Annotated in this window: 12 protein-coding genes; 4 read left to right on the forward strand and 8 right to left on the reverse strand. The window is 61.0% G+C overall.

All coding sequences use genetic code 11. The features are described 5' to 3' along the window. Positions 1-47 precede the first annotated feature (47 nt). Together BM235_RS01135 and BM235_RS01140 are read right to left on the reverse strand one after the other, a co-directional pair. The gene (locus BM235_RS01135; RefSeq protein WP_090108698.1) at positions 48-1,199 is read right to left on the reverse strand and encodes a response regulator; all 1,152 of its coding nucleotides are present in this window, start codon (positions 1,197-1,199) and stop codon (positions 48-50) included. Continuing rightward, entirely contained in the window at positions 1,180-3,015 is a 1,836-nt protein-coding gene (locus BM235_RS01140; protein ID WP_090108699.1) for a sensor histidine kinase, read from the reverse strand. The genes BM235_RS01135 and BM235_RS01140 overlap by 20 nt, the downstream gene beginning before the upstream one ends. Positions 3,016-3,385: 370 nt before the next feature. Here BM235_RS01140 and BM235_RS01145 point away from each other — a divergent pair, with 370 nt between their 5' ends. Together BM235_RS01145 and BM235_RS01150 are read left to right on the forward strand one after the other, a co-directional pair. After that, positions 3,386-5,137, forward strand: coding sequence for a methyl-accepting chemotaxis protein (locus BM235_RS01145; protein WP_090108700.1), 1,752 nt, complete (start codon positions 3,386-3,388; stop codon positions 5,135-5,137). Between the two features lie 116 nt (positions 5,138-5,253). Beyond that, entirely contained in the window at positions 5,254-8,964 is a 3,711-nt protein-coding gene (locus tag BM235_RS01150) for a non-ribosomal peptide synthetase family protein (protein ID WP_090108701.1), read from the forward strand. A gap of 64 nt (positions 8,965-9,028) precedes the next feature. On the opposite strand, the gene BM235_RS01155 is transcribed toward BM235_RS01150, so the two are convergent. From BM235_RS01155 to BM235_RS01175, 5 genes are all read right to left on the reverse strand, one after another. Then, positions 9,029-14,236, reverse strand: coding sequence for a polysaccharide lyase family 8 super-sandwich domain-containing protein (locus BM235_RS01155; RefSeq protein ID WP_090108702.1), 5,208 nt, complete (start codon positions 14,234-14,236; stop codon positions 9,029-9,031). 16 nt (positions 14,237-14,252) lie between these two features. Next, positions 14,253-15,137: a carbohydrate ABC transporter permease gene (locus BM235_RS01160; protein WP_090108703.1), complete on the reverse strand. Its 885-nt coding sequence runs from the start codon at positions 15,135-15,137 to the stop codon at positions 14,253-14,255. 22 nt (positions 15,138-15,159) lie between these two features. Further along, positions 15,160-16,071, reverse strand: coding sequence for an ABC transporter permease (locus BM235_RS01165; protein WP_090108704.1), 912 nt, complete (start codon positions 16,069-16,071; stop codon positions 15,160-15,162). A gap of 77 nt (positions 16,072-16,148) precedes the next feature. After that, positions 16,149-17,777: a type 2 periplasmic-binding domain-containing protein gene (locus BM235_RS01170; protein ID WP_090108705.1), complete on the reverse strand. Its 1,629-nt coding sequence runs from the start codon at positions 17,775-17,777 to the stop codon at positions 16,149-16,151. A 227-nt stretch (positions 17,778-18,004) separates the two neighbouring features. Continuing rightward, a complete protein-coding gene (locus BM235_RS01175) occupies positions 18,005-20,356 on the reverse strand; it encodes a helix-turn-helix domain-containing protein (RefSeq protein WP_090108706.1) in 2,352 nt (783 codons plus the stop codon). A gap of 234 nt (positions 20,357-20,590) precedes the next feature. Here BM235_RS01175 and BM235_RS01180 point away from each other — a divergent pair, with 234 nt between their 5' ends. Further along, positions 20,591-21,343, forward strand: a complete 753-nt coding sequence (locus BM235_RS01180; RefSeq protein WP_090108707.1) for a YheC/YheD family protein — start codon at positions 20,591-20,593, stop codon at positions 21,341-21,343. Positions 21,344-21,481: 138 nt separating this feature from the next. Here BM235_RS01180 and BM235_RS01185 read toward each other — a convergent pair whose 3' ends face one another. Further along, positions 21,482-22,225, reverse strand: coding sequence for a C40 family peptidase (locus BM235_RS01185; RefSeq protein ID WP_158543648.1), 744 nt, complete (start codon positions 22,223-22,225; stop codon positions 21,482-21,484). A 358-nt stretch (positions 22,226-22,583) separates the two neighbouring features. On the opposite strand from BM235_RS01185, the gene BM235_RS01190 reads away from it, so the two are divergent. After that, positions 22,584-23,360 (forward strand): hypothetical protein, encoded by a 777-nt coding sequence (locus BM235_RS01190; RefSeq protein ID WP_090108709.1) that lies wholly within the window; start codon positions 22,584-22,586, stop codon positions 23,358-23,360. The last annotated feature ends 80 nt before the right edge of the window (positions 23,361-23,440 follow it).

Below are 23,440 nucleotides of genomic sequence, written 5' to 3' on the forward strand. Positions count from 1 at the left end.
CGCATCGCATCAGGGCTTAGCGGCGTTTTGTCACCTCTCTGAAAATATTAGTTGGCGCTCGTAGGCAGCCCGCTGACGAGCGAATCATAGAGCAGCAGCAGTTCCTTGGACGGTTTGATGCCGAGCTCGCGGCCAAGCAGCTTCACGTAGTCGGTATACTGCGCGGTCAACCCCTTCTTGTCCCGCTCCATCGCGTGCTTGCGCATGAGCAGGGCGACGGCGGCCTCGTCCCAGGGGTTGCGGGCAAGCAGCTTATGAAGCAGCTTCGCGGCGGCGGCCGTGTCCTGCGTCTCAAGCAGCGCGGCGGCCGCCGCCCGCACGAAGGCCGCGTAGCGATCCGCCAGCCGCTCCGTATGCTGGACCGCCCAGACGTAGGCCTTGGCGCCGAACAGGTCGCCCGTGTACAGTCGCTCGACGTCCAGCGCTTCCGCTGCGTTGCCGGCGTGGAGCTTGCCCAGCCTGGCCGTCTCGCGCTCGAACGTCTCGTAGTCGACGACCGCGTCGTCCAGCTCCAGAACGTACCCGTCGTTCTCCGAGCGGACCGCCTCGCGCAGGCCGATCGGCTCCAGCGACTTGCGCAGTTGATAGATCGCCGTGTTCAGATACTTCTCCGCGTTCGAGACGGTCATGCCCGCGAAAATCTCCGCGATCAGGCGGTGACGGGAGATTCGCTTCCCGCGGCTCAGCAGCAGGTAAGCAAACAGCTCGGCGCTCTTGCCCGACATCCACTTCACCCTGCCCCGTTCGCTCTGCACGGCGAAGTCCCCCAGCGCCGACACGGTCACCCTGCCCTGCGTCTGCGCGGGCGCGTCCGCGGCCTTCGCGGTCTCCAGCGCCTTGCGGCTCTCCAGCGCGCGGTGGACCGTCCGCTCGAGCCGCTCCTGCGTCACCGGCTTCACCAGGTAATCGAGCGCGGACAGCTCGAACGCGTCTACGGCATAGTCCTTGTGCGACGTGACGAACACGATCTGCGGCACGCCGCCTTCGCGATCCACCTGGGCGGCGAAAGACAGGCCGCTGCCGCCCGGCATGGAGATGTCGACGAAGGCCAGATCGACGTCTTCCCGCTCCTTCAGGAAGGCGGTCGCCGACGGCGCGTCCGAGAACGTGCCGACGACCTCCAGCCCGGCATACTTCTCCAACATTTTCCTCATGATGAGATGCATGACCGGCTCATCGTCAACCAGCATCACTTTCATACGCGCTCACCGCCAATCCGTCTTCTTTTTCCGCCGCGGCTTCCCCGCCGGCATGGCCCGGCAGCGTGAACCAGAACGTCGTGCCCCGTCCCGCCTCGCTCTCGAACCGAAGGCTGCCTCCGTGCATGCGGAGGAACTCGCGCGTAAGCACCAGTCCGAACCGCATCTCTCCGACGCCGTCCGAGCTGGCGAAGCCGGGCTCCTTGAAGTACATCTCGTCGCGCCGGAGCAGCTTGGCCGTCTCCTCGTCGATGCCTCTCCCGTCGTCGCTCACGGACACGCTCACCTCGCCGCCCCGGACCGACGCGCTCACCGCGATTTGCCCGCCGACGTCCGTATACTTGATCCCGTTCGCCAGCAGGTTGCGGAAAATGAGATCGAGCATCTCCTTGTCCGCGTTCACGGTCAGCCGGTCGTCGATCCGCTCCGCGATCCGGATATGCTTGGCGGCGGCTCTCGCGCCGGCCAGCGAAAGCGCTTGGCGGACGACCTGCTGCAGGTTCCACGCTTGCGGGCGAAACGCGATCGTGCCGTTCTGGCTGCGGTACCAATCGAGCAGATTGTCCACGAGCTGATAGGTGCCGCGCACCTGCCGCTTGATCTCGGGCAGCACCTCGGCCTTCGCGCGGCCTTGCTCCGCAGGCTCCGCCTCCAGAATCTCGGTGAGGCTGACGAGCAGCGCGATCGGATCGCGAATATCGTGGGCCATCACCGTGAACAGCTTATCCTTGAAGGCGTTCAGTTGCGTCAGTCGCTCCGACTTCTCCCGCAGCCGTTCCTCGTTCTCGCGCAGCGCCGTGACGTCGCTCAGCATGATCATTTTCCCGATCGGGGCCGTGCCGGTGTCGTAGATATGGGTGACGCTGCAGATATAATGCCGGGTCCGGTCCCCGAGCGCGCGCGCCAGGGAGAAGCGTTCGTCCAGATATGCCGACGACGTCAATCGGTCCATCAGCTCGGGGCTCTCCGCGAGCAGCGCGCGGGCCGGCATCGGCCCTTCTTTCGCCGCTTGCAGCAGCCCCGGATAAGCTTCCGTCGCCGCGTCGTTGTGGCTCACGATCTGGTTGTCGTAGTCCAGCAGGATAACGCCGTCCCGGATCGTATCGAACATCTTGGCGTAGGCGAGCGGCGTCAGCCGCAGCAGCCGGAATCGGAAGATGCCCCATGCGTACACGAGCCCGGACAAAGCGAAGCCGAGCGGCGTAAAATCGATCTCTTTATTGAACATATAGGCGATGTTGAACAGGATCGGACCGGCCGCGCCCACGATCAGCGCGACGATCTGCTTGCGGACGATCGGGACGGCCCTGAGATACATCGGGAGGAACAGCAGGATGCCGAACAGGAGAATCGTATAGTTGTAGATCGCGTGAATCGCGTACCAGGGGCCCTTGATCGTATTGTAAACGGGGACAAGCCCCTCGGCGTTCGGGATGAAGTCGCGATAAAGGAGATGGTGCCAGTCGTTGGTGAGATGCAGCAGGAAGGTGACGGTCGGAATGAGGAAAATCCCGATCGCGACCGGCCTTCGGCGCTTGGCGGCAAAGCCGGTGAATTGAAACACGAGGAGCAGCCAGAAGGCCGACACGAAAGGAATGCCGACGTATTCCAGCTGGTAGGACCACTTCACTTCGCGCAGGCTCTCGCTCACGATCTCGAACGTGTAGCCCATCGCATAGCAGGATGCCGTCAGCATCATCCAGATCATCGTGCGCGCCATCGGCTGCTGGCGTTTCAGGTACGAGAGACAGGCGACGAACAGCATGAGCGCCGTTGCGAGACACAGCAGCACCGACATCCATTGCCTCGTATCCACCGCGCTCGCCTCCCTTCAGGTTCCCTCATCTACACTTGGATTCGACAAAAGCCGGCGAATCCCTTGTAATTGCGCCTGCAGCCAGACAGCTCCGCTAGCCACCTCGCACCAACTAGGACTTATGTAACAATTTACATAGGTAAATCAGATTATTGTGTCGAAAAATTAAAGAAATCTTTAGCAAACCTATTACTTTCGGCTTCCTAAAATTCGATAAATGAAGGGTGGAAAATTTGGATGAGGAGGGAGTTTTATTCACAAGAACCAATTTTTGAAGGGCTTTCATGACCAAAGGCGCAGGTCTGAAAGGTTGTAAAGGAGAAGCCAAAATCGGTCTAGACTGCAAATTATACAACAGGAGCGGAGTTTAGTGAAGAAGTTGCTTAGAATGTCCTTTTTCTCCAAAAATTTAATTTTATCCTTTATTAACATCATCCTTATCGGGGCGGCACTGATCACCTCCGCGTACATCGTAGAAAAAAACATTCTGATCGACCAGCTGCGCGGCCAGATCAAGGTCGTCACCGAAAATTGGGCCAAGGGCATTGAACCGGAAAAGATCCGTCAGGCGATGGCCGAGAAAAGCTACAAGGACCCCACTCAGACGGAGCTCACGGCCTATCTGGACCAAGTCAACAAAAACAATCCCAACATCGCCCAAGCGTACGTCTTCGGCACGGAGCTGACGAACGGCAACCAAACGTCGATCGCGGCGATGCCGACCAGCCTCGTGACCGCGTTCGAGGAAGCGAAGCTGAACGTAGGCGATATGTACGAGCAGCCGAAAATCGTAGCCGATGCGCTCGCCAATATGCTGCATACCGGGAAGCCTACCTTCACCAGCATCTACTCCGACGATTTCGGGACCTGGACGACGATCGCCTACCCGATCAAAGACGCCGACGGGAGCACGTTCGCTTATTTCGCGGTCGACGTGGATGCCAGCGCGGTATCCAAGGGCTTGAACAAGCTGCTGACTTACGGCATTACCATCTTGGTCATCCTGCTGGCCGTCATTCTGCTGATCCAGTTTATCGTCGCCCGCCGAATGATGAAGCCGATCAAGGAATTGATCCGGGGCATCGAGCAGGTGAGCCAGGGCAACCTGGACGTGAAGCTGCGGACAGGCATCAGCGATCTCGGCATGCTGAACGACCAGTTCAACGGGATGGTCGCCCGGATCAACGACACGATCGCGAAGGTTCAGCAGACCTCGCACGCGTTGACGTCCTCCGCGAGATCGCTCCATGAAGTGTCCGAAAAGAACGACGCCAGCATGGAAACGATGACGGCCAGCATGCGTGAAATTACCGTGGGCGTCGTGACCCAGGAGCAGGCTGCCGGCGACGGGGCGAAGGCGATGGCCGAGATGGCCAACGTCATCCAGAACATCGCCGCCAACGCTTCCAAAGTCGCGGACGAGGCGACGGAGATGGAAAAGCTGTCGCTCGAGGGCAATCAGGTCGTCAGGCAAGTGTCGGACCAGATGGGGCAAATCGAGGACTTCGTGTCACGCACCGCGAATGCGGTCCAGCTCTTGGAGGGCCGCTCCCAGGAGATCGAAAATATCGTGGCGATCATCACCGGCATCTCGACGCAGACCAACTTGCTCGCCCTCAACGCGGCCATAGAGGCGGCCAGGGTCGGCGAGCATGGCGCAGGCTTCGCCGTCGTGGCGCAAGAAGTCCGCAAGCTCGCGGAGATGTCGGCGCAATCGGCCAACCAGATCACCGAGCTGATCAAGGAAATCCAGAGCGAGATCGGCATCGCGGCCCTGGCCATGGAGCAAGGGACGAACGAGGTCAAGATCGGGAAAGAGATCGCCTCGGACGCGGAGCGGATGTTCGGCAGCATCCTGAACGCCACGAACAATGTCGCGCTTCAAATCCAGGAGGTGTCCAGTTCGACCGAGCAGATGTCGGCCGGCACCGAAGAGTTGACCGCCACCTCGGCGGAGCTGTCGGCATCGGCGGGCAAAACCGCGGCGAACAGCGCCAAGATCAACGATTCGATCGCGGACCAGAAGGAATCGATGCGCGCCATCGTCGAATCGTCGACGGGCCTGGCGGCCATGTCCGCGGAACTGCAGCAGTTGGTCGAACGCTTCAAGGTACAACGGTAGTTCATGAATAAGTTACTTGTAACACCATAATACGCACTCTCCCGGATCCAACCGAGACGCACTCTATTCTCTGGGATAGGGTGCGTCTCCATTCTAGCCATGGAGGCAATAAAAACATGTCTTTCAATCGTACCGCTGCCGAGCCGAACCCCGTGCGCGGATCGCAACAGCCGGTTCTTTTGCTGCCGACGGACTATCCCCGTCATCGCCGGACTTACGCCTACGATACGATCGAATATGCGTTAAGCCAGTCACTAACCCGGACGCTCCGGGAATCGAAACGGGAGGGAAATCACGATATCGCCATGCTGGCGGCCGTCTACTTCGCATGGATCTGCCGCCTGTCGGGCGAGCGCGAGATGGCGGCCGGCATCGCGGCGGCGGCGGGCGACGCGCCCGTGTTCGTCGACGCGGCCGCGGCCAGGACGTTCGGCGACCTGCGCGATGCCGTCCATCGCGGCCTGATCGCGCCGGAGCCGCCGTTCGACGGCGTCTGCGAGACCCGCTTCTCCGTCGGCTTCCCCCTTCGCGCGGAGCATGAGCAGCTGAATTGGCAGCTGCGCGAGCGCGACGGCGGCTGGGTCGTCATCGTCGAGTACGACGCCTCTCTCTTCCGCGAAGCGACGATCGGCCGCTATGTCCGGTACTATGCCGCATTGTTGGAGGCCGCGCTCGCCGATCCGTCCGCAAGCTTCGCGGGAGTCGACTTGCTGACGGAAGAGGATGCCGCGGTCTACGCGGCGCTGAACGCGACCGCAGCGGCGTACGATAAGCACGCGACTATTCACGCCATGATCGAGCGGGCGGCGGCTCGTTATCCGGACAAGACCGCGGTCTCCTCCGCCGAAGGAAAATGGACGTACCGGCAATTGAACGAAGAGGCGAACCGGACGGCCCGGATGCTGCTGGACCGCGGCCTCTGCAAAGGCGAATTCGTCACGATCCTGATGGAGCGCAGCGCGGAGCTGATCGTGAGCCTGCTCGGCATTCTGAAGGCGGGCGGCGTCTATGTCCCGATCGATCCGGAGCACCCCGACGAGCGCAACCGTTATATCGTGGAGGATACGGGATCGGCGTTCGTCTTGACGAAGGGCAAGTATGTGCAGGCCGCGGAGCGGCTCTGCGCAGGCATCGGGTCGGTCAAGGCGATCGTCGACGTCGAAGCGGGATTTCCGGCTTACGAGGGCGCGGACAATCCCGACGGCGGAGCCGGTCCGGACGATCTCGCTTATGTCATCTATACGTCCGGCTCTACGGGCCGGCCGAAGGGCGCGCTCATCGCCCACGAGGGCGTCGTCAATCTGGGGGAATCCGTCCGCAAGGATTGCGGCATCGGGCCGGATGACGTGCTGACTCAATTCGCCACGTACAGCTTCGACGCCTCCGTATGGGATACGATCGGCGCGTTGTTCTACGGCGCCGAGCTGTACCTGCTGTCGCCGGCCGAGCGGATGTCGGTCGAAGAGTTCGCCTCGGCGGTCGAGCGGACGGGAACGACGATCGTCGCGATTTTGCCGACCGTATTCTTCAACCAGCTGTCGGCCTATCTGTCCGATGAAGGGTATCGCAAGCTCTCTCGCGTCCACCTGATCACGGTAGCCGGCGAAGCGCTGTACGGCGAGCAAGTGCGCGCCTTCCAGCGCAAATTCAAGGACGCCATCGCGATCGTGAACGTGTACGGGCCGACCGAGTGCACGGTGTGCACGACGACCCATACGATTCGCGACTACGTTCCCGACGACCTGGCGAACGTGCCGATCGGACGGCCGATCGGCAACTACAAGGTCTACATCGTCAACGAGGAAAACCGGCTGTGCCCGGTCAACGTCCATGGCGAGGTGCTCATCTCTACGGTGGGTCTGGCCAAAGGCTACTTGAACCAGCCCGAGAAAACCAAGGACGCGTTCGTCCCGAACCCGTTCGAGCCGGGCAGCCTGATCTACAAGTCCGGGGACTTCGCGAAGCTGCTGCCGGACGGCACCATCGAGTACGTCGGCCGCAGGGACTCGCAGATCAAGATTCGCGGACACCGGATCGAGATCGGCGAGATCGAGGACGCATTTGCCAAGATACCGAACGTGCAAAACATCGCCGTCGTGCCGAAGAAGGAAAAGGACGGCCAGAACATGCTCGTCGGCTTCTTCACGTCCAAAGACGGAGCGCGGGTGGCCGTCGCAGAGGTCAAGCGGCTGCTGAGCGAGAAGCTCCCCTCCTACTTCGTGCCGAAGCTGATCGTTCAATTGGCGGACATGCCGATCTCCCCTACGGGCAAGATCGACCGCAAGAAGCTCGCCGGCTACGAGCTGCAGGATGAACAGGATCGCGACGACGAAAGCTACGCGCCGCCGGCCAATGAGACCCAAGCGGCCATCGCGGCCGCCTGGCAGGAATCGCTCGACCTCGGCAGGATCGGCATTCATGACGATTTCTTCGAGATCGGCGGCGATTCCCTGGCGATCATTCACGTGCTCGTCCTGCTCAAGCCGCGATTCCCGGATATCGGCATCAACGACTTCTTCGAATGCAGGACGATCGAGAAGCTGGCCGAACGCGCCGAACGGTTGAGTGCCGGAGCCGACGCTTCCCGCAAGGCCTATGTCGGAGGCGAGGTCATCCCGCTGGACGAGCATCCCGCCGTGCTGGGGCAAGCGTCCGCGGAGCGGCTGCATGACCGGCCGTCCGCCGTGCTATTGACCGGCGCGACCGGCTACCTCGGCGCCTATCTGCTCTACGAGCTGCTCGTCCAGAGCGAGGCCAAGATCATCTGCCTCGCGCGCCCGAGCGGATCGGACTCGGCGCAGTTCAGAATTCAGAAGACGCTGGTGCATTACTTCGGCGCTTCGTCGCTCGATCTGTTGGACGGCCGCGTCTATGTCGTGGAAGGGGATCTGTCGCAGCCCGGACTGGGCTTGTCGCCGGCGGACGCGCATTTCGTCGGCGCGAACGCGGACGCGATCCTGCACAGCGCCGCGGACGTGCGGCATTTCGGGGACGCGGATCAGTTCGACAAATCGAACGTCCTCGCGACCCGCCATCTGATCGAGCTCGCCGAAGGATCGGAGCGGAGCGTAAGGTTCCACCACATCTCGACGCTCGGCATTCCTGAAGATCTGGCGCTTAGCGGGCAGTGGGAAGAACAGCTCTCGCGCGCCGCGTTCGATCCGGACCTGAAGGTCGACAATCTGTACACGCAAAGCAAGCTCGAAGCGGAAAAACTGCTCATGGCCGCCGCGAACCGCGGTCTGGCCGTCAACATCTACCGGGCGGGCAACTTGTCCTGTCATGCGGAGAGCGGGAAGTTCCAGCAGAACATCGACAACAACGCGTTCTACCGGATGATCAAAGCGATGCTGCTGCTCGGCAAAGCGCCGAAAGCGAACTGGGACGTGGACTTCACCCCGATCGATTATGCGGGCAAGTCGATCGTGCATCTGGCGCTGCGGCCGGACACCGCCGGACGGCTGTTCCACATCTGCAATCCGGAGCCGGTCCGCTACGAGCGGATGATCGAGATGCTAGGCGCGCTCGGCTACCCGGTCGAGACGCTCGACTTTGCGGATTATTCGAATTGGCTATTCGATTCGGCGGTGCCCAAGGACCCCGAAGCGGTAAAGCTGGCGATCGCCCAGCTCGAGGGCGACGGGGCGAAGGATTCCGACTACCGCTACGGCTGCCCGGCCGCGTCCTCGTTCCTTGAGGCGACGGACATCCGCTGCGCGCCCGCGGACGAAAGCTATCTTCGCCAAATGATCGAGCACGCCGTATCGATCGGCTATTTTCCGGCGCCGAAGGCGCTTGTACAGGCAGTGGGCCGCGGCGGGCGATAAAGCTATATAGAAGAGAAAAGCGCGAAGCAGCAGGTGCTTCGCGCTTTTTCGCGCCGTGCACGCTCTATTCGGTAGAATACGAATGCGCCACGACAACGATATAGGGGCGCTTGTTCGCGTAATCGCGCGAATAGACGTACATCTTGCGGCCGACGAGCACGTCCTGGGAGATCGCCAGGTCGACGGCGGCGCCGCTCGCGAGCCGTTCGCGGACGTATTCGGTGATGTCGAAGCTTTGCGTCGAATCGACGTTCGTGAACCGTGCGCCGGCGATCGTCGGGCCAAGCCCGGGCCGGGTCGCGTAGCCGGTCTTCGCCTCGTCCCAACTGCCGAGGATCGGCTTGACTACCGTATCGACGTAGGTGCCGCCCGTGTCGTCCACGCGGCCGGTCGCATACAGCGTGACCGACTCGATCGCGTCCGCCGAGCCCGCGAATCCGCTCAGGTCGAAGCGAAAGTACGCTTCGCGGCCGTCGTCGCCGCCCGCGTTTTTCACGTACAGCTTCGTATCTGAGCCGTACGTATCGCCCGCGTAGATGCCGGAGCGAACGAACGTATCCGCCGCGGTCGTATAGGTTGTCGTCTCGGGCGCGGCCGACGGCACCAACACGCGCAGCTCGGCGGTCTTCGTAACGCCGCCAATCGTCACGGTTGCCCGGATGATTGACGTGCCCGGCTGCTTGGCTTGGAGCCTTCGCCAGCCGCTATTCACCGTGGCTACCTTCCCGTTGCTGCTCGTCAGCATCACCTTCGCGTCGCGCAGATCGGCCGGACCGTTGTCGTCCATCAAGCCGCTCAGGTTCAGATTGACGGTCGTGCCGGTCTCGACCACGCGGAACGAATCGCCGAAAGAGACGGACGCGAGCTTAGGCGTCGCGAATGCCGGGACGATCGCGTTCGGGTCATAGGCGAACCGGACATGATGCGTCTTGCCGGGATCCGCCGTCGGGTCGACCTCGAACTTGATCGTCGGGGACAACTGCAGTACATGAACGGTGCTGTCCTGCGAGACGACGCCAGTCCCCTTGTAACTCAGTTCAAAGCTGATCTTGCTCTGCTTGTGCGTCGGATCGGACACCGCCAACGTCAGCTCGCCGCCGGCTTCCTTCAGCATTGCCGACGAAGGATTGTTCGCCTTCACGCGCCCTAGCGTCCCGCGCTGCCAGAAGTTCATGGCCGTCACGCCAAGCGTGGCATCCGCGGCGGCCTGAATCTCCTTCGTGTTCGCGAGGATCGCGACATCCGGATCGTCGCTGTAGGCCGCTACTTCTGCCGCGCTCTTCAGCGGCAGCTGGATGTAGCTGTAGCCGGCATCCTGCGGCGCGGTCCCGTGATCGAGCCACAGGGTCATATAATTGCGCGTGTGCCAAAAGTGAAAGAAGTCGAAATCGGCGGCGATCTCCGGCGCTTCCTCTTCCCCGTTCTGCGCGTACAATCCCATGCGTAGTCCGGCGTTGATGCGGTCCTCGCCTGCCATCGCGTTGTCGAAGACGGCCAGCGGAGCGCCCCAGGTCGTCTCGTCGCCGCCTGCATACACCGCGTACCGGCTGCCGCTCTTGTCGATTTTCAGATAGACGTCTCCCTCGGTCGCGAAGGGGATCTCGCGAACGTCCGCCGCGCCGCCGATCTCGTTCACGGCCGTGATGCCGTAGACCGAACGCGCGATGGACACGTAGTTGTCGTCGTCCTTGCGAAGCAGCAGCCCCGCTTCCTGTCCCGCCAGGTCGGGCGCGAACATCAGCTTCGTCGTCACGAAGAAATCTTCTTTGGGCGCCGCCGTCAGCAGCACATTGTTCGTCGAACTCGAACCTTCGCCGCTGCCTTGGTTCGCGTCCCCGCGCAGCGTTCCCCGCTGCGTCGTCACCGTCAGCTTCCCGCCCGCCAGCGCGCGATGGGACGCGTCGCCCCGCAGCCAGCTCCAGATCGTGGACAGGGTCGCAGCGTTAAAGTCGTCGTCGCCGGGCGTGAAGAACTTCTCGTTGATGTCCTTCGACTTCCCGGCGCGCTCCTCGCGGAGCGCGTTCACGTCCGCGCCGCCGGGGAACACGTAGCCGCCCGTGCCGTCCAGATGAATCCAGCCGGTATCCGCAAGCAGCTCTTGCTGCCCCGGCGCCGTCTCGTCCGGCGAGCCGTCGACGGTCAGCGCATTGTCGCCGGCCGCGTTCAAAGTGCGGTTGTCCACGACCGTCTCGATCGGACGGTCGGAAGAGCTGTCGATTCCCGCCCCCAGCGCCACGATCTCGTCATCGAACATGAACCATGATTTCTTGGCGGACACGTCCATATCGGCATAGTCGTGTTGCTTGAAGTCCATGCCTGCCGTACCGTACAAGCCGTCCAGCGAGACGCCGCCGGTCCAGCCGTTCTCCATCAGCTCTCCGTCGCCCGCATACTTGCTGACGTCGACCGTCGGCCGGTTCGCCGACGTGGCGGGCAGGCGGCTCTCGTCGCGGTCTACGGTAATGCCCGGCAGCCGATGCGGATCGACCGTAGCCCAATATGTCGACAGGTAATCGAACGGATCGAGGTACAGCTGCGTCATGCCGTCGGACTCGTACCAGCCCTTCAGGTTCTCGTTGCTGACCGTCTCGTAGTTGGCGATGCGGTCCGAATGCATCGAGATGCCGTACAGCCAGCCTTCTCCCCGCTGCACGACGTTGTCCTGATTGTAGAAGTTAAAGTTGCCGAGCGGCGGCACGTACGCGGCAACCGTCGGATCGTTCAAGATCCGCCGCGCCCGCTGCATGTTCCAGATGGAGGCGGTACGCATGAACGAATCCACGCTGCCGCGCTCGATATGGTGCTTGACCGCGCTTTTCTCTTGCTCCACGTACGGATTGCCCGACATCTCGATCTGCAGGAGCAGCGCGTTCAGCACGCCGTAGCCGCCATACGAATAGTCCCGCGAGATCTCGCGGCCGGTCACTCCGTTGACGATCTGACCGTTGAAAAGCGCCGGCTCGAACGTATCGAAGTACCAGCGATAGATGTTGCCGCGCTGCGGATCGTCGTTGTCCCATGGGCTGCCGCTGACGAGCCACAGCGTCTCCGAGATATCCGTGAGCAGCGCCCTGCCGTAGCTGCCGGCGTACGGGAAGTAGTCGTGCTGAATAAACGAGCCGTCCTTATAGAAGCCATCGCCCGATTTCACGTACGGGAACACCTCGGTCAGGCCGTCCGAGCCCGCTTGGATGGCGGCGGCATTTTTGCCGTTGATCCCGCGCAGGATGAGCACCTTGCTGACGAACACGCGGTTCGCGCCGGTCCGGGACACCGTCGGGTTAAACTTGTCGATCGCCCGGTTCAGCTGCGCGAGCAGCTCCGGATGCTCGCTGTGCGGAATCGTCTCGTACAACAATGCCATGGCGTCGTTGATGCGGTTCGGCACGTTCACCAGCCAGTCGAACCAGTTGTCGTACATGATTTTGTTTTCGTTGTACCTCATCTCGTAAAAACGCGCCCAGCCGGCCAACACATCGTGCAGCAGCGCCTCGTCCTGGTAGTAGCGGGAGCCGTACGTCGCCCACTGCTTCGCCATCTGCGCGAGCCTGTCGGACGCGGTGCCGAGCTCAGCCGACTTGGTCGCCGACTGCAGATCCGCCCAGTCGTACGACGTCGGGTTCATCGCTTCCCAATAGCCCTGAACTTTGGCGTCCTGGGCGTCGATGCTCGCGCGGATGAGCGGATCGTCCGGATCGTACGGGTCGTCGGGATCATAGCCGGTCAGCTTGACCGCGTACTTCAGCCGCAGCGCATCGTATTCGTCCTGTACGGCGGGATAAACGCGAACGAGCACAGGCGCGCTCTCGCGGGTGACGCCGTCCAGCGTGACGACGGCGCGAACCCTCGCCGATCCTGCGTAGACGGCAATGGCAACCGAACCGCCCCCGTCTCCGGCAAAGACCAGGCTGCCGCCGCTGCTCGTCCACGCGACCTCGGCCGAGCCGAGATCGGCGGCTGTGCCGTCGCTTAAGCTGCCGGCGACCGAAAACGAGACCGTCTCGCCCGGCCGGACGACGTCGGCGGACGCCTCCGCGCGAACCTCCGCCAGCGCGACCGGCTCCTCGTACACGATCGTCGCGCTCGTCCCGGCGGATCGATTGCCCGCCGAATCCGTCGTCTTCGCCGTCAGCGTATACGCCTGACCCGGCTTCAAGCCGGTCAGCCGCAGCGCCTCCTCGCCCTTGGCGGCCGTGCCGAGCAGCGTCTGGCCCTCATAGACCGCCACGGACGCCAGGTCCGCATCGGCGGGATCTTGCCAGGTTAGCCGGAACTCGCCGTTCGCGAGTCCGCCCGCGAGACCCGTCACCTCGCCCGGCGCCGTGCCGTCCGCATGTAGCGTCAGCGCGGCCGTCCGGGTCACGCCGGCCAGCGTCGCCGTTGCCGTCACGTTCGCGGTCCCGTCGCAGACGGCGCGGGCGACGCCCACCGCAGCATCGTCGACGGCGATGCACGACCCGTCGCTGGCATAGACGATCGTCGCGTCCGACAGATCCGCCGCCGCGTTCGTATCCAGCAGCCCCGCCGCCGAGAGGCTTGCGGTCTGGCCGATGCCCAGCGACGCTCGATCCGAGGTCAGCGTGACCGACTTCAGCGATGGCGTGCCGTCGATCAGCAGGTACGGCTTCGCCTTGTGGCCCGGTACGTCCTCGACATAGGTCGTGCCGGACTCGATGCGGATCAGGGCGCTGCTGCCCGCGACCGCGAAGCTGACCGTCTTGTCGCCGGCAAGCTGTCGCCGGACGAACGCCGTCACGTCCAGGCTCGTCCATGCGGAGCTGCCCTTCTTGGGAAACGCGACAGCGCCGAGCCCGTTCGCGCCCGGTCCGGGCTTCGTATTCCAGGTCAGCGTGCTCTGTTCCCAGGCGTCCGCGCCGGGCTGATCGAGTCCGTACACGTTCGCGGTGACGGACGCGGTCGCGCTCTCGCTGTTTTCCCCGTATAGATACAAGACGGCCGACGTGATCTGCTCGGGCATATTCGCCAGGTCGAACTGCAGATAGGCCTCCCGCGGCGAGGTCGTGTTCGTCCCCTTCACATTCAGATAAGCGGTCTTGGCGGATTCCCCGCCGTTGGTCATATTGCTGTAGTCCGGCGTCGGGCTGGACGGATTCGTGCGGCGCACGAAGTTGTCCTTCTCCACCGTCATCGTATACGTCTTCGCCTCCGGCGCCGCGGCGACTGCCTGTCCGCCGCCGAGCCCCCCGAGCGGGCTCATGGCCAACATGACCGCAAGTGCAGCGGCCATCCATCTCTTCGCGCTTTTTCCCATGACTAGCCTCCTTGGATTACTCCTTAACGGCGCCGACCATGACACCCTTCACGAAGTACTTCTGCAGGAACGGATAGACGACCAGAATCGGCAGGGTGGCGACGATGATCGTCGCGTACTTGATGCTCTCGCCGATCGACTCACGGTCTCCGCTGCCGGCGCCGGTCATCATCGAGTCCGTGCTGTTCTGAATGAGAATCTCGCGCAGGATGACCTGCAGCGGGAACAACTCCCGGTCGCGCAGATAGATGACGGCCGAGAACCATGCGTTCCAGTGGCTGACGCCGTAGAACAGGATCATGACCGAGATGACGGGCAGCGACAGCGGCATCACGACCTTGAACAGAATGCGCCATTCGCCGGCCCCGTCGATCCGCGCGGACTCCATGAGCGCTTCGGGGAGCGCTTCGAAGGAGGTGCGCATCACGATGAGATTCCACGTCGAGATGAGCCCCGGCAAGATGAGCGCGAACAGCGAATCGCCCAAGTGCAGCGTGTTGTTGACCAGCAGGTACGTCGGGATGAGACCGCCCGAGAAGAACATCGTCAGCACGATCATCACGGACAGGGGCTTCATCCAGTACAAGCCTTTTCGGGAGAGCACGTAGGCGCCGAGCGACGTCATGAAAATGTTGAGCGTCGTGCCGAGCGTCACGACCGCGATCGTGTTTCGGTAGCCCGTCAGGATGTTCGGATTTTTCATGACCAGGTCGTAGGCCGCCATGCTTAAGTTTTTCGGCCACAGCAGCAGGCCCTCATGGCCGACCAACAGATTGGCGTCGCTGACCGACGCCATCAGCACGTAGTAGAACGGATACAGCGTCAGCACGACCAGGATCAGCATGATGATGACATTCGCGGCGTCGAAGAGATGTTCCGATAAACTTCTTTTGATAGTCATGGGGTCGGTCTCCTCCTTCCGCCTACCATAGCCCGGATCCGTTCATTCGCTTGGATATCCTGTGCGCCGAGTAGAGCAGCGCGAGATTGACGACCGACTGGAACAGCCCGATGGCGGCCGAGTAGCTGTAATTGAAGCCCCCCAGGCCTTCACGGTAAATATAGGACGCGATCACGTCCGCCGTCTCGTAGGTCGTCGGCCGGTACAGCAGGATGATTTTCTCGAACCCGACCTCCATCACATGGCCGATCCGCAGAATGAGCAGTATCGCCATAATCGGCACCAGGCTCGGAATGGTTATATAGCGGATTTGCTTGAACCGTCCGGCACCGTCGATCTTGGCCGCTTCGTACAGCTCGGGATTGATCGCGCTCAGCGCAGCCAGATAGATGATGCTCCCCCAGCCGACCTCCTGCCAGATGCTGCTGGACACGAAGATCGTCCGGAAATACTGCGGAAACGCCAGAAACGCGACCCGATCGGCGCCGAAGAAGGCGAACAGATCGTTCAGCAGGCCGTCCCGGCTGATGAAGTCGATCAGGATGCCGCTGATGACGATCACCGAGATGAAGTGGGGCAGGTACGTCACCGTCTGGACGACTCGCTTGAACCAGCGCATCCGCAGCTCGTTCAGGAGCAGCGCGAGCAGGATCGGGGCGGGAAAGCCGAACAGGATGGAATAGAGGCTGATGAGCAGCGTGTTCTTCAGCAGCCGCCAGAAGTAATAGCCGTGGAAGAAGCGATCGAATTGGTCGAAGCCGACCCACTTGCTTCCCCAGATGCCTTGTGCGGGCTGAAAGTTTTTGAATGCGATGATGGCGCCGTAAATCGGGGTGTAGTGGAAAATCAAATAATACAGGATGACCGGCGCCGCCATCAGATAGATCGACTTGTGCCGCGCGAAATCTTTACGTATGGCCGTCGCCGCTTTCATGGCGGTTCCTCCTTGCGGCGCGGACGGAAGAGGACCGCAGCTCGTGCCCGATCCTCCTTCGCCCTTCGCCCGTCTCTTTATCTCTTCGCGTAGCGGTCATAAGCAGCCTGCTTCAACTCGACGGCGCGGTCGATCTTCATCTTCTGCAGCTGCGAGACGAACTTGTCGTAATTGTCGATCGGCTCCACGCCCATGATGAATTTGGCCGTCATCTCGTCCAGGTACGTGTTGACCTCTCCTTCGATCTGCGCCAGCTCTTCGGACTCCTCCGGCGTCAGCGTCACCGGCGGCAGGACGTGCTCAAGGGACAGATCCGCGTACTCGGCGAACGTCTTGGCCGCTTCCTGCTGCTCGGGCAGCGTATAGTACTGCTCGATATATCGGTCGTCCGCGAGACCCGGGGACGGATAGTTGGCGCGGAAGTACTTCGCCATCGCCTGCGCAGGGGACAATTTGTCCGGATTTTTCATGATCAGGTCCGTATACGTCGGCTTGCCGTTCCCCATCGTGTAAGTCAGTCCTTCGACGCCGAAGTTTTTCAGCAGCGCCCCGTCCTCGCCGTAGAGCGTGTCGAGCCACTTGACGGTCTCGGCCGGATGCGCGTTCGCCTTCGTGATGCCGACCTGCCCGCTCGCGTTCACCTCGGGGTCGCGCTTCACGAACTGGGGCTTGTCGCCGTCGTTTAGCACCGGATATTGCGCGCCGACCAGCTCGAACTTCGGATCCGTCTGGCGGACGCTTGTCGTGAGCGTCCCCATCGTGCCGCCGATATACCCGAAGATCAGGCCCGACTTGCCCGAGGTCAGATTGGATTCCATCTTCTTCGTGTCGTTCGCGAATGTATCGGGATCGAGCAGGCCCTCTTTAAACCACTTGTTCATCAGCGCGATATATTGCTTGTAGCCGTCCTGCGCCGGGCCGTATTTGACCTTGCCGCCGTCCAGGTAGTAGCCGTGCGATACGCCGAAGGCGCCGGGCAGCATCGTGAACTCCTTCAGCTTCTTGGCCGTCGCCGTGAAAGGCGCCGTCGCTCCCTTCTTCTCCTTGAAAGCGCGGAGCGTATTCTCCCAATCTCCGATCGTCTTCGGCGTCTTGAGGCCCAGCTCGTCGAGCCAGTCCTTGCGGAAAAACGGACCGTCGAACGAACGGTACTTGCCGAGATTGATCATCGGCATCATATAGATGTCGCCGGTATCCGTCCGAACCATCTTGTCCACGGCTTCGTTTTCCTTCATCAGCTTGCTGAGGTTCGGCGCGTTCTGCGCGATCAGATCGTTCAGCTTGACGATCGTGCCGTCGGCGAGCGCCTTGCTCGGTCCGCCCGGGTAATCGTTCCAGGCCGTCTCGATCACGTCGGTCAGATTGCCCGATGCGATCAATAGATTGAACTGCTCCTTCTCCTGCCCGACCGCCGGATGCTTGAAGTTCACGGCGACGCCGGTACGCTTCTGCAACTCCTTGTACATCTCGACATCGCTCAGGCTCGTCACCACCGCCGAGGCGTTCGCGTTCAGCGCCGTATAATAGCTGATGGCGATCGACTGCGCGGACGTGCCCGCCGTCGACGCCGTCTGGCTCGCGCCGGACGCGCTTGCCGCGGACGGCCGATTCTCCTCGTTGTTGTTGCCGCCGCAGGCGGCCAGCAGACCGCCGGCGAGCATAATCGTAGCCGCGACGGTCAAACCTTTTCTCGTATGGCGCTTCATGGTTCGTTCCCCTTCCCTTGTATGGTCAATCTATCGGGGCAACCGCCCCGCTACATTTCCGACTATAGGGTCCTGCGCCGTATTCGTATATCGCCGGATCCGTAGATTCGTACTCAAAAGCGTACAATTCGCGACTTCCCTTTCGCTCGACGTCTTCAATTTCGTATACCAGCCCGATCCCCTAAACGACAGAACCCTCCATGGACGCGCCATGAAGGGTCAGCCGTTCAGATCTCCTTGTACTGCCCGGGAGTAACGCCCTCGTACTTCTTGAAGGTCCGGATAAAGGCATTGCTGTTGTAAAAGCCGACCATCGTCGCGATCTCGCTGACGGTATGGCCGCCATCCCGCAGCAGCCGCTTGGCGTGATCGAGCCGGATCCGGCTCAGCGTATCCAGCAGGCTCTCGCCGTGCTGCTCCTTGAAGAAGCGGGACAAATAAGCGGAGTTGACGCCGATGTCCTCCGCGATGCCGGCGAGACTCAGATTGCTGTTGCGGTAATGCTCCTGTATATATTGATACACCCGGTCGCGCAGCCCCGTATTGCGGCTCTTTTTGTTCTCGTCGACCCACTCGCATGCCTGACGGAGCAGCGACTCCATCTCCCGCTTCATATCCTGCAGCGTCTCTCGCTTCAGCAGCCGGGTGATCGGATCCCAGCTGCGCATGAACTGCCGCTTGTCGGCCAGCTGAATCTCGTCCAGCGTCTTCATGATCGTCCCGACCAGGTCGAACATGAAGCAGCGGGATACGTCGATCGGCACGGCCTTCATCGCCATGTTCACCTCGAACAGCTCGCCAAGCGTGTCCATCGCTTTCTCGAAGTTGCCGGTCTTGACCGCGTTGATCAGATGCTGCTCCTTGTCCATCGGATAATAGTACGTCTGAATCGGATCGGGCTCCTGCAGCTGCTCGTAGGCAATGACGCGGTTCGTGCCGAATACCATCTTGTACTCCAGCGTATCCAGCGCTTCCGTATACGCGGCGCGGATGCCCGGGATGCCCGCATGGACGGCGCTCACCGATACCGTGTGATCGATGTAGAAGCGGCTGGCGATAAAGGATTGGGCCTCCGTCGCCATCTCCAAAATGCGGCTGCCGACCTGCTCCGCGGAGTCGCCGTCGCCCGGCACGTTGACGAGCAGCGTCATCATGTTGTCTTCGAGATCGGTCATGTAGCCGACATAGGTCTTGTTGGTCAGCTCTTCGACGATATTGCGGACGATATGCTGCACGAACTTGAGCCGCTTCTCCTCGTCCTCGCCGCCGGTCGACCGGAACAAATCGCTGAAGTCTTCTATATAGAAGATAACCGCGGCGAAGCTGTCGCGGGGAAACGAGAGATCGTACGCGGCCAGCGCCTCGTCGATCGGATAGGCGGACTCCAGCCTCCCCTTGAGCAGCCTGAACAGCAGATTGGAGCGCATGACGCTGCTCTGCTGCTGCAGCTGCCGCTGCATATGCGCCGATTCGTCGAAGGAGTCGCGAAGCGCCTCGCGGATAAAATGATATTCGTCGCGATGCCGCTCCATCGCCTGGCGGGCCTTGCCCGACAGCAGGCGTAGAATCTCGCCGACCGGATGGTACTGGCGCCGCGCCAGCACGTAAGCGAACAAGCCGCCGAGCAGCAGGCAAAAGGCGAGCCCCGCGAGCGACCACGCGCGGATGCGCTCCGCCTTGACCCAGAACGTGCTGGAGGGGATGACCGAGACATACTGCCATTCGGTAGTCGCCGAGACGATCCGGTTCATCACCGTGCCTCCCCGGTCGAGCTGCGTGCTGCCTGCCGCATCGCCGAACGGCGCGAAGGCTTCCAAGATCTTCGACAGCTCGTCCGGCTCGATCCGGCCGGTAGAGGCGATCGGGCGGCGTTCCGCATCGAGGATGAGCACCGTTCCCTTGTTCACGGCCTGCACGGCCCGAATCGTGTCCAGCAGCTTCGACTCCTTGACGGAGACGACGACCGTAGCCATCGTACTGGTCGGATTGGACAGCGGCAGCGAGCGCATGAAAGACACCATCGGCTCCGTCTGGCTGGCGACCGTGCCGCCGGCTTGATTTAAATGCATAAACTGGCCCGTATACCGGTCGTTCATCAGGTCCTGCCAAGCCTTGAATGTCAGCCCCGTCGAGCCGTACAGCTCTTGGTGAAGCTGCTTCGGATCGCCGTACGCGGCGCGGTTGGTCAAGACGTATTGCGAGCGCGGCAGATATAGCATGAACGAGTCGATAAAGCTGCCGGAAGCCGCGTACGTCCGGAACGTCGCCTGCGCGCTCGCCAGCATGTACCGCTGGTTAGCCGTCAGCGGCTGTTCCCAGTACATGAGCCCCTGCTCTTCCGCGTGAAAAGCCAACTGCGTGCTGAGCTGGCGAATCTCCTGGAGATGGCCGTCCACGTCCTGCTGCGCCTGCCTCAGCAAGCCCAGGTTGGCGCGCATGATCTCGCTTTTGATGACGCCGTACGCGTTGTTGTAGAAGGCAAAGCTGACGGCGATCGGAATGCATAGCATCAGCAAATAGGACAGAACCCAGGACAGCAGCAGGTTCCGTGGCCAGAACCGAAGGAAGCGCTTTCTCATGCGTGGATGTCCTCCCGTTGCCTGATGAATAGACTCGCGAAAAAGGGCTGTTCCCTCCTATATTGGGCTATCGCCGGGCCGGAGGCAATCTTCATTTTCTATATTCGATCATCGGATTCGGACATTAGGGTCGTACGGATCCGGGCGCGCGGCCAGGCGCTAAAGGCTAGGCAGGAGCACGAACAAGCTGTCCTTTCCTTTCATACGGTAAGAAGAAGGAGGGGTTATGCCGTTATGGGCTACAGGAGCATCTCGGTCAAGAGCAAGTGGGTGAAGACGAAATGGTTGCTTCAAAGCGCGGCCGCGCGCAAATATGTCCCCCACACGAAGCTTTTCAGCCGCGACAGCCTTCGGCACATGCTCTCCCGGCACGCTACGGTGTTCTTCAAACCTACCGGCGGAACCGGCGGCTTTCAGGTCTATCGCATCCGGAAGCTTAAGCGGGGCTATCGGCTTCAGCACAATGCTTCCCGGTCCTATTATCCGACGCTCGACGCGCTCTATGCCTATCTGAACAGACGGGCCAAAGGCCGCTCCTACCTGCTGCAGAAGGGCATCAATCTGGCCAAGACGAGAGGCAGGCCCTTCGACATTCGCGTCATGGTTCAGAAGACGAATGCGCAAGCCTGGAGGAGTTCGGCCCTCTTCACGAAAATCGGCATATCCGGCAAGGTGGCGACGAACTATCACCAGGGCGGCAGACTGGGAAAGTTTCGGCAGACGCTGTCCGGGGCGGGCTTCGGCTCGGATGCGATTCGGCGCAAGGAGCGCGAGCTCAAGCGACTCGGCGTATCCGTCGGCAAGCTGTTCGATAGGCGCAAGCGGGGGTTCAGGGAGCTCGGTCTGGACGTTGCCCTCGATCGATCGGGGAGAACATGGATCCTCGAAGTGAATACAAGGCCTCAGTTTTACCCGCTTAGACGGGGAGACCAAGCGTTGTATCGCAGGATCATGAGCTACGCCAGAAAATACGGCCGAACGAAGTAGCCGGAAGGGCGCTGTAAGCGGGGATTGCGCTGTTGCAGCGGATCGGCTTTTCCAGTAGGTACGGGACACGATAAAAGGCCCTTCGGAACGGCTGGTTCCGAAGGGCCTTGCTATGGGGCGAGTACGCTCGCGACGAGATTAGAGGACGCGGCGCGCGGTCACGTAATGAGCCGACCAGAAGCCTGACGTGATCGAGCTGATCTGGAGTCCGTCGACGGAAGGCGTATCGTGAATGACCTTTCCGCCTCCCATATAGATGCCGACGTGATTAATGACGCCGTTGTTGCTGCCGATCGTATCGAAGAATACGAGATCGCCCTTGGCGAGATTGCCCTTGCTCACAAAGGAGCCGGCGGATTTTTGGGACTTCGTGCCCCACTTCAGGCCGACGCCGACCTTGGCGAAGACGAATTGGGTAAACGCCGAGCAGTCGAAGATGAGCTTGGACGGGTTCCGGGTGCCGTAGTCGTAGCTGACGCGGCCCATGTAGCTTTGGGCGATCGAGATGACCTGATTGGCCTTCGAGCCGCCGCCGGCGGAAGGCGCCGAGCCGCCGCTGCCGCCGCCGACATAATTCGTATATTGACCGCTGGACGAGATGTAACCCGAGTTGCCCTTCTGATCGAAAACATGCAGCCAATAGGCGTTCGCTTGGCCGACCACGTGGACCGATTCGCCCGTGCCGATCATCCGGATCACGCCCGAGCTCGCCGACGCGCTGACGCGCAGGTTCACGCCGTGCTTGATCTTCGTATCGTAATAAGAGGCGGCGGACGCCTTCGGAGCGGAAACGGCTTGTCCGGCCGTAACGACGCCCAGGCCGATCGCCGCGCATAAGCCGACAGACAGAATCCGGCGCAAAATAGGCTTGGTTTTAGACATGTGAGTACCTCCCAGATGTATGTATGCTTGCCTTGAAATCCACGATATCATATTTGAAACACCTCAAATTTTTCCATGAAGAGAAATAAACGGCGCGGAATCAAAGCATTTCGTTATTTATTAGAATATGTTGAGAATTCTCTCATGAAGTTCCCTGCGCATCCAAATCATTCTCCTGCAAGCAAGACATTCCGCATTTTTGGAAGCGCAACCATTTTCGATGGATGGACAAACTTGCGAATTAATCTTCGATCCGCTAAATTAAACTCATATAGGTGTGAAGCACACGCCGTTCGTGCAGCGAATCTGGGAGATTCGCTGCTCGGGCGGCTTTTTGTATGGTTAGGGGGAAATCAACGTGGAAAAAGTACCCGCTCGTCGTTTGAGCGCACTGAACGATATGCTGCAAAGGCTTCATTCAAGCGTTGCCATAGGCGAACTTAGCGATGCGCAAAGTCATCTTGCTTTCGAGGCAGCATTTGCGAAGTGGTGGAAACAGGTTCTCCGGAAAGCTTCGGATCGCTGTCGCGCCAGGCTCGCCGGCGGTTTATCGCACGCTTCTCTATTCTTTCTTCGCTTCGTTTGGTGGCCTGCTTTCCGCTCGCTCACGGGACTTATTCCCGAGTACGAGATTGTCGACTACAAAGATGGATATCGCTATATCGACTTCGTCTATCTAACGAACGGACTCCGCATCGCCATCGAGCTGGATGGTCGCGGACCTCATCGCCTGCACCTTTCCGCCGCTGAATTCGAGGACGAGCTTATGCGACAGAACTACCTTGTACTCGACCGCTGGCTTGTCCTGCGATTCCCTTTCTTAATGCTTCGAGACAAACCACGGCAGTGCCAGCAATTATTGCAGCAGCTTCTGGGCAGCGCGGGGGGCACTCATATCGAGTCCTTCAACCAACTCAGCCCGACCGAACAAAGGATACTAGCCTGCGTATCCAGAATCACCGGATTTTTTGGACCATCGCAGGTTGCCGATGCCGCCGGTATGAGTAAAAATACCGCCCTTAAGTATCTTAGGTTGCTCGTCGACAAACAACTCCTTGCGCCTGTAAACGCCGCCCACCGTAAAATCCGAAGGTATACGCTGAACCGCGACCGTATTCCCTTCCACTTCCTTTGACAAGACGCGCCGATTGGCGTGGCGATAAAATAGCGCAATTTTGCGCTATTCTAGTGCATGATGTGGGCGGCGGCGGTGTG

It is taken from the genome of Cohnella sp. OV330, from assembly GCF_900112065.1.
In the GTDB taxonomy this organism is placed as follows: domain Bacteria; phylum Bacillota; class Bacilli; order Paenibacillales; family Paenibacillaceae; genus Cohnella.

What these genes read in the sequence shown, in the direction of transcription:
- BM235_RS01135 (WP_090108698.1), bottom strand. Translation starts at nt 1,199, where the DNA reads ATGAAAGTGATGCTGGTTGACGATGAGCCGGTCATGCATCTCATCATG.
- BM235_RS01150 (WP_090108701.1), top strand. Translation starts at nt 5,254, where the DNA reads ATGTCTTTCAATCGTACCGCTGCCGAGCCGAACCCCGTGCGCGGATCG.
- BM235_RS01155 (WP_090108702.1), bottom strand. Translation starts at nt 14,236, where the DNA reads ATGGGAAAAAGCGCGAAGAGATGGATGGCCGCTGCACTTGCGGTCATG.
- BM235_RS01160 (WP_090108703.1), bottom strand. Translation starts at nt 15,137, where the DNA reads ATGACTATCAAAAGAAGTTTATCGGAACATCTCTTCGACGCCGCGAAT.
- BM235_RS01165 (WP_090108704.1), bottom strand. Translation starts at nt 16,071, where the DNA reads ATGAAAGCGGCGACGGCCATACGTAAAGATTTCGCGCGGCACAAGTCG.
- BM235_RS01170 (WP_090108705.1), bottom strand. Translation starts at nt 17,777, where the DNA reads ATGAAGCGCCATACGAGAAAAGGTTTGACCGTCGCGGCTACGATTATG.
- BM235_RS01175 (WP_090108706.1), bottom strand. Translation starts at nt 20,356, where the DNA reads ATGAGAAAGCGCTTCCTTCGGTTCTGGCCACGGAACCTGCTGCTGTCC.
- BM235_RS01180 (WP_090108707.1), top strand. Translation starts at nt 20,591, where the DNA reads ATGGGCTACAGGAGCATCTCGGTCAAGAGCAAGTGGGTGAAGACGAAA.
- BM235_RS01185 (WP_158543648.1), bottom strand. Translation starts at nt 22,225, where the DNA reads ATGTCTAAAACCAAGCCTATTTTGCGCCGGATTCTGTCTGTCGGCTTA.